The organism is Flavobacteriaceae bacterium (genome assembly GCA_014075215.1).
GTDB lineage: Bacteria > Bacteroidota > Bacteroidia > Flavobacteriales > Flavobacteriaceae > Polaribacter.
Map to the genome: position 1 here is coordinate 2,275,250 of CP046177.1, position 15,806 is coordinate 2,291,055.

A 15,806-nucleotide genomic window follows, 5' to 3' on the forward strand; every position below is an offset into this window, starting at 1 on the left:
AAAAATGAGTTTTTTTAAAGAACTACAGCGTCGATATATAAAAGGCACCATTGTAGAGAAATTGATCTATATCAATCTCTTTGTTTTTTTGATTACACTGCTCTCTCAAACGGTTAGTGAATTGAACCAGGTTGATACGAATTTCGTGATAAAATGGTTTTCCCTGTACTCGGATTATGAACACCTGTTCTCTACTCCGTGGAGTATCCTCACCTACGGTTTTTTACATGCTGATTTTCTGCATATCTTATCAAATTTAATAGGCTTATATTTCATCGGGAACCTGTTTATTCAATATTTTACACAAAAGCAATTACTCACATTTTATATGCTGGGGACTTTTTTCGGAGGAATGCTGTTTTTAGCGGGGATTAACTATTTCCCTGCATTTAAAAATCAACTGTTTTCTTTAGTGGGAGCTTCTGCAGGAATCTCAGCGATCATTGTGGGTATTGCCACCCATATACCTCAATATCAGTTTAAAATCCGTTTCATAGGTTTTGTAAAGCTTTGGTATATCGCTGCTATTTGGGTACTTTTTGTCACTATACAACTCTCAAGTGATAATGCGGGCGGTCATTTTGCTCATTTGGGCGGAGCACTTTTCGGTTATCTATATGTACGTCAGGCAGGTACTCATAAAAAAACGCCTTTTTATAAGAGTATTTTTAACTTGTTTAAAATAAAACGTACCCCGTTAAGGACTGTTTATAAGTCAAAAACAAAACCTACATCAACCTTTAAAAGTATGAAAACGGATCATCAAAAAAAGATAGATATCATTTTAGAAAAGATTAGCAAATCAGGTTATGATACTTTATCTTCGGAGGAGAAAGCCTTTTTATTTAAACAAGGCAAAAAATAAGATGAAACATTTCTCCGGAAAAATACATACGATCTTATTTGCTTTAAATATCGTCCTGGCATTCTGTACGTTATTTTCTTATTTTGCGCCTTGTATATCACCGATACGTTACCCTTCTTTTGCTGTCATAGGCCTCGCCATTCCTGTTTTACTCATTGCAAATATATTTTTTACGATTTATTGGTTGATCCGATTAAAAAAACAGTTTCTTTTATCGTGCATTATCGTAATACTGGGAGCTAATTATATAGGTTCTTTATTCCTTATATCAGGAAAGAAAACTCCCATTGATGAAGACATAAAAATAATGAGTTATAATACCAAAGGGTTTAGTCATTTTGGGTGGGCAAAAAGAAATGAAACAGCACAGCGTGTTTTTGATTTTATCAATGCTCAAAACCCGGATATTTTGGCATTGCAAGAATATTATGTACATCCGAAAGTACGGCTTTCGTATCCGTATGAATATATCAAACTCAAAACTCCTACTAATAAATTTGGACAGGCTATTTATTCCAAATACCTTATAGTGAACTCCGGTTCTTTACATTTCGAAAACAGTGCGAACGACTGTATATATATTGATATTCTTATCGATAAGGACACAGTCAGGGTATATAATATTCATTTGGAATCTCTAAAAGTAAACCCGAATAAAGAGCATTTTGGCCAACAAAATTCTGAAAAGTTATATCAAAGAATAAAAAAAACATTTCTAAAACAAGCGAAACAGACTCATATTTTTTCAATTCATAAAAAAATGTGGAAAGGGAAAATGATCATTTGTGGCGACCTTAATAATACTGCTTTTTCCTGGGTCTATAACAAAATTTCCGATGCTATGTCAGATGCTTATATGGAGGCCGGTAGTGGATTTGGAAAAACCTATGATTACCTTTTCCCGTTACGCATAGATTTTATTCTGACAGATAAAGCAGCTCGTATTTGTCAATTTAAAACATTTAATGTTCCGTATTCCGATCATTTTCCTATTATGACACGTGTAAATTGGAAAGTTTCAAGTTTCAGGTAGTCAATGTCTAAATAAAATTGACCGTTTTATTTAACTTTCCAACTTTAAACTGCATTATAATATTCCAAACTTTCAATAATCAGTTTATTAGGTACCTTACAATCCAGTTGAAAATCTTCATAATCATTCAGTAAAACAAAATTCACTTGCCCGGCGATGTTTTTTTTATCGTGCTTTAATAATGAAAGAATGGCATCAAAATCTTCTTTTAGAATAGGTATTTTATCAAAAATAGAGCGTATGAGGTTTTTAACGGATGTAGTTTTTTCCATATCAAAATTTAGTATTCGGGAAGAGATATAACATTCACATATCATCCCGATAGCAATCGCTTCACCATGTGTTAATTTTTCTTTGTTCGGATTTTCCAGATAATAAGATTCAATTGCATGTCCGATGGTGTGTCCAAAATTTAAGACTTTGCGAACTCCTTTTTCTTTGGGATCTTTTAAAACAATGTCATTTTTGATCTTAACAGAAGAAAAAATTAATTGATTTATTGTTAAGATGTTAACATTTTTTACCTCTTGTAATAGTTTATAATGATGTGTCAGTCCATATTTGATAATTTCAGCCAACCCCGAAGTCATTTCCCGAGCTGCTAACGTATTTAAATACTCAGTATCAATAATGACCATTTCAGGATTTGAAAATACCCCTATTTGATTTTTTAAAACTCCCAGATCAACACCTGTTTTTCCACCTACGGAAGCATCTACCATACTCAACAAAGTAGTTGGGATATTTACAAAATCAAAACCTCTTTTAAAAGTAGCAGCAACAAATCCGCCCAAATCGGTAATAACACCCCCTCCAAGTGTAATCAATAAGCTTTTTCTATCTGCATCTGATTTACTTAACGTATTCCAGACATACATACAAGTATTCAGGTTTTTGTTTTCTTCTCCGGATGTTATCTCGATGACTTCAATCTGTTTATTTATCCTTAAAAAAGAAATGCATATCGGATAACAATGAGTGATGGTGTTTTCATCTGCCAGGATAAAAATGGAGGAGTAGTTGTTTTTTACCATCAAGGCATTTAGCTTTTGATAGCCATCTTTCTGAAAATGAATAGAGTATGTGTTTGCTTGAATAGTATTCATCTGTTTTAATATATACCCGCAAATTAAATAGAAATTATTGAATAATTCACGCTGACTAAGTACCTTTGTAATCATAGCAGGTTGTGTTCTTTATATTAGGATTAAAAGATTGAAAGATTTAAAAAAGTGTTCTGATTATTCTTTTATATCGTTTTAACTTTTTTCTCAAGAGAGTAATGTTGTTTTTGTAGTGTTTTAAAAAGGCTGAACGAACTTTAAACTTTGTAACTTTCAAACTGTATCAGGTATCTAAACAGATATTCAAATAATTTAAGATTAACATCAAAGAATGAAACTTTTTGACAATACCGAAATAGCTTTTTGTTTAAAATCTGATTCCGAATTGGAGCGTGCTTATTTTCTGTTTAAGATGATTCAAAATCAACCAATGGTTAGAATTGGAACAGCCGTTACAAATTTTGCGCTCAAAGCACATTTACCGATAGAAGGGCTGATTAGGTCTACAGTGTTTGATCACTTTTGTGGTGGAGTTACGGAAGAAGATTGTATTCCGAATATAGAACGAATGTATTCAAGGCAAGTGCATACCGTCCTGGATTATTCGGTAGAGGGTAGAGAAGAAGAGGCCCAGTTCGATGGCGCTAAAAATAAGATGTTAAAAAGTATTGAGTTTGCAAAAGGAAGAGCACCCGTACCTTTTATTGTTTTTAAACCAACAGCCGTTGGACGTTTTGCTTTGTATGAAAAAATAGCGGAAAAAACAGCGTTAACTCATAACGAAAAAAGTGAATGGTTAGCTGTTGTGAGTCGCTTTCGGGAAATTTGTAGTAAAGCCAAAGAATACGACGTTCCTGTTTTAATTGATGCCGAAGAAAGCTGGGTGCAGGGAGCCGCGGACAATCTGGCAGAAGAACTCATGGAAACGTATAATAAAGACAAAGCCATTGTATTTAGCACGCTCCAAATGTATCGTTATGACCGAATGGATTATCTAAAAAAATTACATCAGCGGGCAAAAGCAAAAGACTACTATCTCGGTTTAAAAATTGTCCGGGGTGCCTATATGGAAAAAGAACGCGAAAGAGCTGTAGAAAAAGGCTATCCGTCTCCAATTTGCGCAAATAAGCAAGCAACGGACGAGAATTATGACAACGCACTTCAGTATATGATGAGGCATCCTAAAATGGCATTATTTGCAGGAACACACAATGAGGAAAGTTCTTATTTGCTGATAAACCTGACCCATGCTTATAAAATAAAACCGGAAGATAAAAGATTATGGTTTGGTCAATTGTACGGTATGAGTGATCATATTAGTTTCAATTTAGCTAAAGAAGGATATAATGTTGCCAAATATGTACCTTATGGACCTGTACGGAATGTCATGCCCTATTTGATACGAAGAGCAGAAGAAAATACTTCCGTAGCAGGGCAAACTAACAGAGAATTGAATTTAATTAAAGAAGAACGAAAGCGCAGAAAAGTTTAAGTGAGCTCAATGAATTCCATAGATGAAATAAAAGAATTATTGCAAAAAAATAAAAAAAGATTAGTAAAAGAACTCAGGGAAAGTAAAGAAGCAATGGCGTTGATTAAAAAGTCGACACATGCCACCCTGAATGAAGAAGAGAAAGAAAAAATAAAAAAACAACTACTGGATATTTTTAAAGCAGTTCCTGCTTTTACGGTTTTTATGCTTCCCGGAGGTGCTTTATTACTTCCTCTTCTGATAAAACTAATTCCGGATATTTTATCAAGTGCATTTAGAGAGGATGAAGTCTGATATAGTTTCAAGTGCGAAAGTTGCAAAGTGTAAAAGTTGGAACGTTAAGTTCCGTATCATAACTCCAAAATCATTTTAATATTTGCTCTTTCATACCAAATGTCTTTTTCTAGCATTACTTCTTTAAACCCGGCTTTTTTATACAAATTGATTGCCGGAGTTAACATCTTATTTGAGTAGAGCATTATTTTTTTCCATCCTTGTTCTTTGGAAAAACGAATACAGTGGTTCATGAGTTGTTCTCCTATTCTTTGCCCTCTATATTCTGGAGAGACTGCCATTTTACTTAATTCGTAACATTCACTTTCATTAATAAGCGCTACGGTACCCACAATTTTAGTATTGAGTTTTGCAAAAAATATGTAGCCGTTATTGTTGATAATATAGAGCTGCGGGTTCTCCAGAACCTCTTTGTCATGCGGTTCCACATAAAAATACCTTTCTAACCATTCGACGTTTAATTTGTAAAAATCTGCTGCGTATTTAGCTTGGTAGTCAATGATCTCTATTCTTGACATGGTTAGATATTCGTATTTATGATGGCTATCATTTCTGTTTCCAAAGTCATTGCTTTTTCATAAACGGCTATTGCATCTGAAAGTATTTGATCGGCAAATGTTCTATCTTTTATATCTTTTGCATTGATTTTGACATTAAAATAAGCCCCTATGACGGCTGTTCTTGCACATAATGCACCAACACCTGCATCAGACAGGGAATTTTGCAATCCGTCTTTTGCCATAGCCATCATTACTTCCATGGAATTATAGGCTGTTTTCATTACTTTAAACGGAATCTCAGTAGCATATTTGGTTGCTTCTTCTATCGCTTGCTTTCTTACTTCTTGTTCTTCAGGGGTAGATTTAGGCAATCTAAAACTATCTATAATCTTATTAAAAGCACGGGTATCTTCATCTACAAGAAATAGCAGTTCATTTTTATATTGCTGTCCTTTTTCCGCCCATCGGGAATAAAATCCCCACTTGTCATCCCAGCCGGGTTTATGCGCAGATAAGTTAGCGACCATTGTTCCCAAAGAAACTCCTAACGCTCCTACATAGGCAGCAATACTCCCTCCGCCGGGAGCCATTGATTCGGAAGCCGTTTCTTCTGCAAACCCTTTTACGGAGTAATCAATCAGTTTTTTATCCGCATTTTTAGACAGTACATGCTCAATAATTCGTTCATCCGGATGAAATGGTTTTAAATCATCCAGCCCAAGCGATTTTACCGCTATTTTTATTTTTTCACTTTCATTAATACCTAAAGAGCGTTGCTGTTTTGTTAAAAAATAATTGGCTGCATCTATCATGGCCTGTAGTGGTACCAGACCCACTAATTCGGAACCGGTAACACGCAAACCTCTTTTTGTGGCGGCTTTAACCGTTTCGTCAAAAGCCGTATGCATTGCAGTGATGCTTATATTGGTAAGGTTATAAGAAATCTGGGCGATGCCATATTCTTTGATATACCAACCGATTCCTTTTACAGCTTTTAATTTTCCCGGAATCCTTACGGGTTCTCCGTTTTTACCCAATACTTTTTTACCGGTAATCGGGTGTCCTTCTCTTTTTATTCGTCCGGCTTCCCTGATATCAAAAGCAATGGCATTTGCACGCCTGGTAGAAGTGGTATTTAAATTGATATTGTATGCAATTAAAAAATCGCGGGCAGCTATTGCCGTAACTCCATAAGAGATGACCGTTTTACTGAATTTTGCAGGGCCAAAATCCGGTGCCCAGTTCGGGTCGGATAGTTTTTCTTTTAAACCTTCGTACTCCCCGGAACGGATCGTAGCGAGATTCTTTCGCCCTTCTCTTATAGCGGCATTTTCATAAAAATAGCCGCTAATACCTAACTCCTCCCCAATTTTTTTACCTAGTCGGTGTGCAAAAGAAACTGTTTCTTCCATACTTATATTTGCAATCGGAATGAGCGGACAAACATCTACCGCACCAAACCTGGGGTGTGCCCCGGAGTGCTTGCTCATATCTATTAATTTTGACGCTTTTTTTATCAATAAAAAAGCAGCTTGAATTACTTTTTCAGGTTCACCTACGAGAGTAATCACAGTTCTGTTTGTGGCTTTTCCGGGATCAACATCCAGAAGTTGAACACCTTCTACGGTTGTAATCGTATTGGCAATTGCATTTATTTTCGTTTGGTCACGCCCTTCACTAATATTGGGAACGCACTCTATTAATTGTCTATTCATTCTTTATCATTATTATATACAAGAGCCCTTTGCAAAATAATGATATATTCCGTATTTGAATTGATTTGACTTCAAATTTCTTCCTTCTCGAAAATTTTAAATCCTCAAAACCAATAGGTTATTCCGGTTGAAAATTTTCTTCGGGCGTCGAACTTTTTTGCCAAATCAATTCTGCAAAGGCCTCTATAATATGGTAAATGTAGCAGATAAATAACTGGATTCAAAATGTTTTTTTATTACAGTAATTTCAAGTGATAAATGAGTTCACTTTTAAAAAAATGTTACTGTACTTTATAAGTGAGTAAATAAAAATACCGAACCCCCAGTAAAAGTAATAAAGGAATCGCTGCTATTGAAAATAATTGGATTCCGGTAGTCCAGAAGAATATGAGTATCAGTAACAGTATGGAAATAAAGTACACGTATTTTTTCAGATATCCCTTTACTTCATTTTTAAGCAGGTAGAATGCCACTAACAGGTTAGGGGCAAATGCCCATAGCATATTGAAATTATTTGGTGTGGTGTAATGATTGGTGAAAAACCATAAAAAAACAATTCCTATGCCTATAACACCGGTTGTAAAAAAGAGTATAAAATCAAACTTCTTTGACCTTTTACCACTTTTTTTATCTCTAAAAGTGATATACCATCCTACTAACAAAAAAACAGAAAAAATGATCAGGGGACTAGTACTACTGAATTTTTGTACAGGCTCGTCAAAAATCAGAAGGTCATTTTGTTTTTTTACCAATGGTTTTTCTTCCCCGTTGATCTTAATTTTTCCTTTTTCAAAGGCTAGAAATACAAAATCCGGCAGGTATAAATACTCAGTCGGAGTGGCTATTTTATCGAGTTTAGTCCCCAATGCCAAATGGATCCCAAAACTTCCCCAGGTATTCCAGTACAACTCATCATTCATGAGTTGTCTTAATGTTTTATCGGATGTATAGGCTTTGTAAAAAGTAACGTTGTCTTTCAGAATGGATTTTGTTATATCTCTTAATTTCGTAGCGCAATTATTGAAATACGGATCGTATAAATAAGAAGCATTTTCAGGCCTTGCATTGTGTTCCAAGTATTCAAAAAATGCTTGCTTTTGCTCTTGAGTAAGGTCTAATATTTGTTCTTTAATCCAGCGTTTGTCTGCCTTGTAACCATCTAAAAATGTTTGAAAATGATATCTGGCTAAAAAATAAACTAATTTTCCTTTGGCAAAATTGGAATAGAAATCAGGAGCGTTGAAATCAAAAACGCCATAATTATATGCAATGTCAAAATTGAGAACAGGGTCTTTGATTCTAATAGTGCTATGCCCAAAAACTTCATATAAATTTTCTCCGGCTCCTACGGTAATAATACTCACTTCAGCATAAACAGATAGTTTTAAATATTGCGTGTATGAAGAATGAAAAAAGAGGATAAATGGAAGTAGAAGTAATCGCTTTCTCATAAATTAACGTCTAAAAAAGCTATAGTCCAGTTTTATGGAAAATATATTAGAGAATAATGCATTACCAACACTGCCTATATTTGTAAGTGCATAATCAACTTGAATACCGTTATATATAAAACCAACGCCAAAGTTGGGTTGTAAAGACAAAGATTTTTGACCGTTAAATTCCGTTGTATTCTGAAAATTACCAACACCTGCTCTTAAAAAAACAAAATCATCAAAATCCAGTTGAAAGCCTATTGCAGGGTCTATACTGACAAAACTTGTAGAAATCAGATCGTTCGTTTGTGAAAAACGCATATTGAGATCAATTTCGGAAAGCAAGTTAAAAAACCGCCCGATACGAAATTTCTTTGCCACACCAAACTGGACTTTTGGTTTTGTAATTTCTGTTGTTTCCGGTAATTCCTGATTTTGCCCGGGAATAGCATTTTGGATTTTGGCAAATTCTGCCTCATCAATATTCCATACATTAAAAGTAGTGGTAATATCCCTTACCATTAATCCTACACTCCAATGATTTCTTTCAAATTGGATACCGGCATCCAAACCAATTCCCCAGGAAGAGGCAAAATTACCGATAATTCTTCGCACTATTTTTGCGCTCCCGCCTATATGTACATCTTTAAAAATGAGGTTTCTTGCGTATGCAATATTAAAAGCGTAGTCCACGGCAGAAAATAAACTAATTCTATTGTAATCTATATTTCCCTGGCTATCGATTAATTCGGTAGTATTTAAAATATCATCGACACCGAAACGGATAATGGAAAACCCCAGAGCACTATCTCTATCTATAGGTATTGCAAAAGCAGCATAGTTATAATTGGCAATGCCTGCAAAATAAGAAGCATGCATCAATGAACCTTGATAATCTTCAATATTTACCAAGCCTGCGGGGTTCCAATAGATAGCATTCACATCGTTAGTAGTAGCCACAACAGATTTACTCATCCCAAGGGCGGCCGCATCTACGCCAATATTCAGAAATTCATTAGAATAATTACGAAAAACTTGTGCATGAATAAGCACTGGCAATGCAAGAAGAAGAACAAGTAATTTATTTCCGAACATATAAGATTAGAATCAAAAACAAATATCCGAATATATATTTGATTAAACTTCTGTTTCTTATAGATATTGTCTTATTTATAAAAACTTTCGCCCGGATTGCAAATTAGAACTTTGTAATAAAGGTTGAAATTATGATAGATTTTTTTTTAGTATAAATGCATCATCCGGATTAAGTGAGTGCTTTTTAATAAAAGGAAGGGATATAGGGTTTTGAACTGGCTTTTCCACAGTAATCTTTAGCACTTTTAAAACCAAAAACCGGAGCAGTATAAAGCGTATCAAAGTCTTTAAAAGTTCTGACTTTGTATAATGCTTTTTTATCTAATCGATATTCAGGAAACTTTTGACTTTTCTGTCAGACTTTCAACCGCAGTGTTTTCAAAAATGCTTTCATATATCTTATTCTTTGGTTTGCTCATTTCTTTTCCGCAAGAGGCTAAATCTACCGGAGCAGAGATTGCAATGGCTACTTTTATTTTGTCAGACATTTTATAGGTATATTCTCCCATGTATTTAAGTACGAGATTGCCTCCTAAGCCATAACCGGCAATCGCTATTTTTTGATACGTATATTAATTTGATATATAGTGTATTATAAAATCCAGGTCATCGGTTTTTCCACTATGATAAGTAGGCAACAATAGATTATCTGTTCCGCTACACCCTCTTAGATTAACACAGACAGTATCTCTAGTCCCGCTCTATTGAATTTAGCTGTGGCAGCAATCATATATGCCGATTCGGAGCTACCCTTCAGCCCATGAATCAATATCACCAAGGTATCAGCACCTACAAAAGAAAAATCCAGATATATAAAATCATTATAAGGTACTAAAATACCCATTTCTAAAAGGTAGAGAAGGCTTAAAATCAGAGAGGGTGCATAACATTTTGTCGTTTTAAGCAGCTTTATTTTTCTCAGTACAGATTAGGTTAACTACTTTGTTCCATTTATCACTCAGTTTAGTTGTTCTTAATGTGAGCATATTTTGAGCTCCAATTTTAGACCAACGTTGTCCAGAGAGTTTCATTCTTTTTTGAACAACCTCCCTGTTAGCTGCTTCTATGGCTCCAGATCCTATAATACCTGCTCCTGTATTTTGATATTGCTGATAGTCCATACGCGACCTATTTTCGGTATAATATGTGATAAGTTGGCTTTGTTGTTTACGTTGATTTTGCTTTGTCAATTCTAAGTTTTTGATATTCTCAATGACTTGATTTACTTGACTGTTTTTTAGTAGTTGCTCCTGTTGACCAACCCAACTGTTATATGACTCTTGATTAGAGAGACAAACCTTAGCAAAATCGTGTAAATGTTCTAAAGCATGATACCAATCCAATATTTGTGTGGCAAAAGGGTAATGTTGATCTACCCATTTCCATATCCATCTAGCACCATCACCAACAAAAATCAGTCGCTTATCAATACTCCTGTAACAGCCTAAGTATCTATCCATTCTATCTGTAAACTTATCAGCTTTGCCTAAATATGCTTCATACAACGAATGGCGTATCCATCCACGTTTATTTGATATGTCCATACAGCTACTCTGTTTAAAAATTCTGCCTAATTTTACTTCTTTCCAAGCCTCTTCCCGAGTGAAAAGCATCGACCCATCGACCATAGCATATATGCACTCTTGGTTATCTACCTTAAGAATATCAGGTTCAACGGCATCAACCTCCAATACTTTTTCTTGCTCTAATAAACCACCATAAAAGTCTGTGACTCTGTAAAGCTGCATCGCATTGACTGAAACACCTAGAAGATTCGATAAAACTTCATGACCATCTCCATAACAATCGTTTTGACCAATATAAATCATTTTGTCTTGCATATAGGGACTTATCTTAAATCCATTGACTTTTTCACTAAAGGGATGAGTGTTGTTAATCTCTATCTTTCCGTAACGTGATAAGTTTTTTTTTACGCCTGTCTTTAGATGGTTCGCTTATACTTCTCTCTAAAACCTCTCGACCATAGTCCGTCCATATTTGATCAAAAGTCTTTTCGTAATCATAGTAACTCTTTATGTTTGATAATTTTGCTATCGCTTGATAACGCTTCTTGGCTTGGGCTAAAAATTCCTCTTCGCTAATCATAATGGTGTCGCTTTTAAAAGTTAATCCTTAAAAATAACTATTTCGCGACAAAATGTTATGCACCCAATCAGAGATTATGATTGGCATTTTACAATTAAGAATATTATTAAAAACCATTTTTTATTATGAATAGCTACAATACGCAACTACTTCATTATCAGGTATGCTTTATTTTAAATATAGTAACGACGACACCTGTGGAATATTTTACTCTTTGTTTTTCCTTAAAGTTTTTGCTGTTCTTCATACGAAGCCGGTTTTTAGAAATCTTGATAAGATAAAACAAATATGCTAAAAAAACAGGATTTTAAAAAGGTAGTCATAGGATTTACTATTTTTGCGGTACATTTGAAAACTATGAGCATTAAAAAATATATTCCCAATTTGTTTACGCTTGGCAATCTTTTGTGTGGTACAATTGCGCTTATTTTTACTGCGCAATACGATTTTGTCAATGCAGCAATAGCTGTCTTTTTAGGAATTATTTTTGATTTTTTAGACGGGCTCTTGGCCCGGGTGTTAAAAATTCAGGGGACATTAGGGAGGTATCTGGATTCGCTTTCCGATATGGTTACCAGTGGTGTTGTTCCCGGAATTGTGATGTTTTGTTTACTGGGAATGAACCTTCCGGAAGGAGATGGATACCATCTTGAATTGGATGTCAGTAATTTTTATAAGGATATAAGATTAATAGGACTTATATTGACATTATCTGCATGTTATCGATTGGCAAAATTTAATGTAGATGTGAAACCCTCCGGATCCTTTACCGGTTTGCCTACGCCTGCAATGAGTTTGTTTGTAGTTTCTTTGCCATTAATTCAAAAGTATACGGATATTCTTTTTCTAAAAGAATTAGTTACAAATAACTATGTTTTAATTGGAATTACGCTTGTATTTAGCTATTTAATGAACTCCGGAATGGATATGTTCTCTTTAAAATTTAAAAACTTTAAGTGGGAAGAGAATATTTTTAAGTACCTGTTAATTTTGGTTTCAGCAGTGCTGTTATTAACGGTGGGTTATATGGCTATTCCTCTGATTATTTTGATTTATATTTTCTTGTCGATTATAGATAACTTAAAATGGAGTTAAAGTGAAGTTTGGAGTTACACTTTCGAGCAGAGCTGGCAATGGAAATGATTTTTTACACGATCTTTCCAGTGTTCTTTGGCACATAGGAACGTTTGAAAATTAGAAAACCTTTTCTTTTAACTCGAAACCTTTTCCCAAATATACTTTGCGAACCAACTTATCATCAGCTAATTCTTTTGGGGTTCCTTCTTTTAAGATACCTCCTTCAAACATCAAATACGTTTTATCGGTAATCGCCAGGGTGGCTTGTACATCATGATCTGTAATCAAAATGCCTATGTTCCGATGTTTCAGATGTGCTACAATACTTTGTATGTCTTCTACGGCAATGGGATCTACACCGGCAAAAGGTTCGTCTAAGAGTATAAAACTCGGATCAGAGGCCAAACATCTGGCAATTTCTGTTCTACGCCTTTCTCCTCCGGAGAGCAAATCGCCACGGTTCTTACGAACATGTCCGATATTAAACTCTTCGATCAAAGATTCCAATTTTACGTGTTGCTCTTTTTGAGTAAGCTTGGTAAATTGTAAGACAGATAAAATATTCTCTTCTACGGATAATTTTCTAAAAACAGAGGCTTCCTGGGCTAAATATCCAATTCCTTTCTGCGCACGTTTGTGCATTGGATATTCGGTAATATTTTCATTATTTAAAAAAATATTTCCCCCATTAGGCCTTATCATTCCTACGATTATGTAAAAAGAAGTTGTTTTTCCCGCACCGTTGGGGCCCAACAAACCGGTAATTTCACCTTGTTGAACTTCTAAAGAAATGTCTTTCACCACTTTTCTGCGGCCATACATTTTTTGAATATTCTCAACTCTTAAAATCATTTGTATATGAAATTCATTACTATAACAGGGGTAAAAATAGTCAATTACATTTTTTCAAATCTTAAAAAGCTCTTAATTATATGGTTTTTCAATTAGCGCTTTCCAAAGCTTCCCAAAATTCTACCGCTCTTCTCAGATGCGGAATTACAATAGTACCTCCGACTAATGTTGCTATGGACATGGTTTCCATCATTTCTTCTTTGGTAACTCCTGATTTGTATGAGGTTTCGAGATGGTAAGCAATGCAGTCATCACAACGCAAAACTGCAGAGACAACCAGACCAGGTAATTCTTTAGTTTTTACAGATAAATGCCCTTCTTTATAGGCATTGGTATCTAAGTTAAAAATTCTTTTAAGGATTTTGTGATCGCCATTGAGGATTTTTACCATTCATCTTTTGACGATATGCGTTAAATTCAACTACTTTATCAGTCATATTTCTTTTCTTGATTTTTAATCACTCTTTTGGATACTTTTATACTCACTTCATAGAGTATCAAAATGGGAATGGATACAATGATTTGACTTGCTACATCCGGAGGTGTAATAATAGCCGACAATATTAAGACCAAAACCAAAGCATGTTTTCTATATCTTTTTAGAAATTCAGGGGTAATCAAACCTATTTTGGATAAAAAATAGATAATTACCGGGAGTTCAAACATAATGGCTACTCCCAGTAAAGTGTTGGTTACCAATCCAATATGTGATTGCAAAGTAATTTGATTTTCTACTGAGCTTGTAATTTGAAAATTATAAAAGAAATATACCGACATAGGTAGAATTACATAGTAACTAAATAAAACACCTATAAAAAAAAGCAGTGAGGCAATGAATATAAACCCTCTGGATTTTTTGATTTCATTTTCATGTAATCCCGGAGCTATAAACCTCCATATTTCCCATAGCACATAGGGAAATGAAAAAATAAGACCTAAAACAAAAGAAACCCAGATGGCATTCATAAATTGTTGGGTAACTTTTAGTACTTGTAATTTATCTTTAAAAGTAATAGTACAAAACCCGCTTTCGGACCCAAGGATGGAAAAAAAGTTACAAAAAGCTCTATAGGTTAAAAAATTGGCATCTCTGTGTGCTAATAAAAAATCATCATATATGGTTTCTTTAAAAATAAAAATAACCGCAGCCACAATGATAATCGCTAAAAAACTTCGTACCAGATGCCATCTTAGTTCCTCTAAGTGAGTCAAAAATGACATTTCTTTTCCTTGATTTGACATTTAAAATATTCCTTCTTTGATTAAATCGTGTAAATGAATAACTCCTGTATAATTTCCATACGAGTCTGTAATTAAAATTTGCGAGATATTATTACTCTCCATCGTTTCTAAAGCCGCTATGGCCATAGCTTCGCAAGAAATGATCTTTGGGTTTCGCCCCATAATATCTTTGGCCTTTACATTTGTAATATCAGGTTGTGTAGCCAGCATTCTTCTAATATCTCCGTCTGTAATAATTCCGGAAATTTTCCCGTTTTCAGATAAAACGGCGGTTGCTCCCAATCTTTTTTCTGTTATTTCAACAATCACTTTTGCAACCGTACAGGTTTCATTAACTTTCGGTAGCTGATTTTGCTTGATTACATCCGAAACCTTTAAATACAGACGTTTACCTAATGCTCCTCCCGGATGGTATTTTGCAAAATCATCCTTTGAGAATGCTCTTAATTTTAGTAAGCATACTGCCAACGCATCACCTATGACCAACTGAGCAGTTGTGCTTGTTGTTGGAGTTAAGTTATTTGGGCAGGCTTCTTTTTCTACATAGGAATTCAGTATGAAATCCGCATGATTTGCCAAAAATGAGTCGCTATTCCCTGTAATTGCTATGATCTTATTTTTTGAATTTTTTATCAGCGGAATTAAGACTTTTATTTCTGCTGTATTTCCACTTTTGGAAATACAAACCACCATGTCATCATTTTGTATCATTCCCAAATCCCCGTGAATTGCATCGGCAGCATGCATAAATATAGATGGAGTTCCGGTTGAATTAAATGTTGCCACAATTTTTGCTGCAATATTAGCACTTTTACCTATACCAGTAACAATGATCCTGCCTTTAGATGCTAAGATACATGCAACCGCTTTTTCAAAATTTTCATCGACAAAGTTTACGAGATTTGAAATTGCATTGCCCTCCATAAGTATTGTTTCTTTAGCTACGACAATACTATTTTTTAAATTTTTCAATAATTGATGTTTTTAACAGTAAAAAAAGTTATATCTTTAGTTAACCAAGTGGAACAAAATTACTAT

At 34.6% G+C, this 15,806-nt stretch carries 17 protein-coding genes and 1 pseudogene; 5 read left to right on the forward strand and 13 right to left on the reverse strand.

The genetic code is table 11. The annotated features are described in order from the left end of the window. Positions 1-4 precede the first annotated feature (4 nt). Complete coding sequence (locus GKR88_11110) at positions 5-865, forward strand: rhomboid family intramembrane serine protease (GenBank protein QMU64781.1); 861 nt, start codon at positions 5-7, stop codon at positions 863-865. A 1-nt stretch (position 866) separates the two neighbouring features. Beyond that, the gene (locus tag GKR88_11115; protein QMU64782.1) at positions 867-1,898 is read left to right on the forward strand and encodes an endonuclease; all 1,032 of its coding nucleotides are present in this window, start codon (positions 867-869) and stop codon (positions 1,896-1,898) included. A 44-nt stretch (positions 1,899-1,942) separates the two neighbouring features. Here the strand turns inward: GKR88_11115 and aroB are convergent, their stop codons facing one another. After that, positions 1,943-3,004 carry a 3-dehydroquinate synthase gene (gene aroB, locus GKR88_11120; protein ID QMU66695.1) on the reverse strand — a complete coding sequence of 354 codons (1,062 nt, stop codon included), beginning with the start codon at positions 3,002-3,004 and terminating at the stop codon, positions 1,943-1,945. A gap of 289 nt (positions 3,005-3,293) precedes the next feature. Between aroB and GKR88_11125 the strand changes: the two genes are divergently transcribed. Next, on the forward strand, positions 3,294-4,454 hold the full coding sequence (locus GKR88_11125; GenBank protein ID QMU64783.1) for a proline dehydrogenase: 1,161 nt from the start codon (positions 3,294-3,296) through the stop codon (positions 4,452-4,454). Positions 4,455-4,463: 9 nt separating this feature from the next. Next, entirely contained in the window at positions 4,464-4,748 is a 285-nt protein-coding gene (locus GKR88_11130) for a hypothetical protein (GenBank protein ID QMU64784.1), read from the forward strand. A 56-nt stretch (positions 4,749-4,804) separates the two neighbouring features. Here the strand turns inward: GKR88_11130 and GKR88_11135 are convergent, their stop codons facing one another. The 8 genes from GKR88_11135 to GKR88_11170 all read right to left on the reverse strand — a co-directional run bounded on the left by GKR88_11135 (position 4,805) and on the right by GKR88_11170 (position 11,597). Continuing rightward, positions 4,805-5,266: a GNAT family N-acetyltransferase gene (locus tag GKR88_11135; GenBank protein ID QMU64785.1), complete on the reverse strand. Its 462-nt coding sequence runs from the start codon at positions 5,264-5,266 to the stop codon at positions 4,805-4,807. Positions 5,267-5,268: 2 nt separating this feature from the next. Then, a complete protein-coding gene (gene ftcD, locus GKR88_11140; protein ID QMU64786.1) occupies positions 5,269-6,963 on the reverse strand; it encodes a glutamate formimidoyltransferase in 1,695 nt (564 codons plus the stop codon). Positions 6,964-7,244: 281 nt separating this feature from the next. After that, on the reverse strand, positions 7,245-8,414 hold the full coding sequence (locus GKR88_11145) for a DUF4105 domain-containing protein (GenBank protein ID QMU64787.1): 1,170 nt from the start codon (positions 8,412-8,414) through the stop codon (positions 7,245-7,247). 3 nt (positions 8,415-8,417) lie between these two features. Next, entirely contained in the window at positions 8,418-9,491 is a 1,074-nt protein-coding gene (locus GKR88_11150) for a PorV/PorQ family protein (GenBank protein ID QMU64788.1), read from the reverse strand. 332 nt (positions 9,492-9,823) lie between these two features. Further along, positions 9,824-10,000, reverse strand: coding sequence for a hypothetical protein (locus GKR88_11155; GenBank protein ID QMU64789.1), 177 nt, complete (start codon positions 9,998-10,000; stop codon positions 9,824-9,826). A 158-nt stretch (positions 10,001-10,158) separates the two neighbouring features. Beyond that, a complete protein-coding gene (locus tag GKR88_11160; GenBank protein QMU64790.1) occupies positions 10,159-10,335 on the reverse strand; it encodes a hypothetical protein in 177 nt (58 codons plus the stop codon). Positions 10,336-10,390: 55 nt separating this feature from the next. Continuing rightward, a complete protein-coding gene (locus GKR88_11165) occupies positions 10,391-11,332 on the reverse strand; it encodes a hypothetical protein (protein QMU64791.1) in 942 nt (313 codons plus the stop codon). Between the two features lie 52 nt (positions 11,333-11,384). Beyond that, positions 11,385-11,597 (reverse strand): hypothetical protein, encoded by a 213-nt coding sequence (locus GKR88_11170; protein ID QMU64792.1) that lies wholly within the window; start codon positions 11,595-11,597, stop codon positions 11,385-11,387. 363 nt (positions 11,598-11,960) lie between these two features. Here GKR88_11170 and GKR88_11175 point away from each other — a divergent pair, with 363 nt between their 5' ends. Then, positions 11,961-12,692 carry a phosphatidylserine synthase gene (locus GKR88_11175; GenBank protein ID QMU66696.1) on the forward strand — a complete coding sequence of 244 codons (732 nt, stop codon included), beginning with the start codon at positions 11,961-11,963 and terminating at the stop codon, positions 12,690-12,692. 99 nt (positions 12,693-12,791) lie between these two features. Here the strand turns inward: GKR88_11175 and lptB are convergent, their stop codons facing one another. The 4 genes and pseudogenes from lptB to GKR88_11195 form a co-directional block, all read right to left on the reverse strand. Continuing rightward, positions 12,792-13,526, reverse strand: a complete 735-nt coding sequence (gene lptB, locus GKR88_11180) for an LPS export ABC transporter ATP-binding protein (protein QMU64793.1) — start codon at positions 13,524-13,526, stop codon at positions 12,792-12,794. 88 nt (positions 13,527-13,614) lie between these two features. Continuing rightward, positions 13,615-13,963, reverse strand: a pseudogene (locus GKR88_11185) (carboxymuconolactone decarboxylase family protein). Then, positions 13,956-14,768, reverse strand: a complete 813-nt coding sequence (gene tatC, locus GKR88_11190; GenBank protein ID QMU64794.1) for a twin-arginine translocase subunit TatC — start codon at positions 14,766-14,768, stop codon at positions 13,956-13,958. Before tatC ends, GKR88_11185 begins: the two are co-directional and overlap by 8 nt. Beyond that, a complete protein-coding gene (locus GKR88_11195) occupies positions 14,769-15,692 on the reverse strand; it encodes a KpsF/GutQ family sugar-phosphate isomerase (GenBank protein QMU66697.1) in 924 nt (307 codons plus the stop codon). It abuts the gene before it with no gap. Between the last annotated feature and the right edge of the window lie 114 nt (positions 15,693-15,806).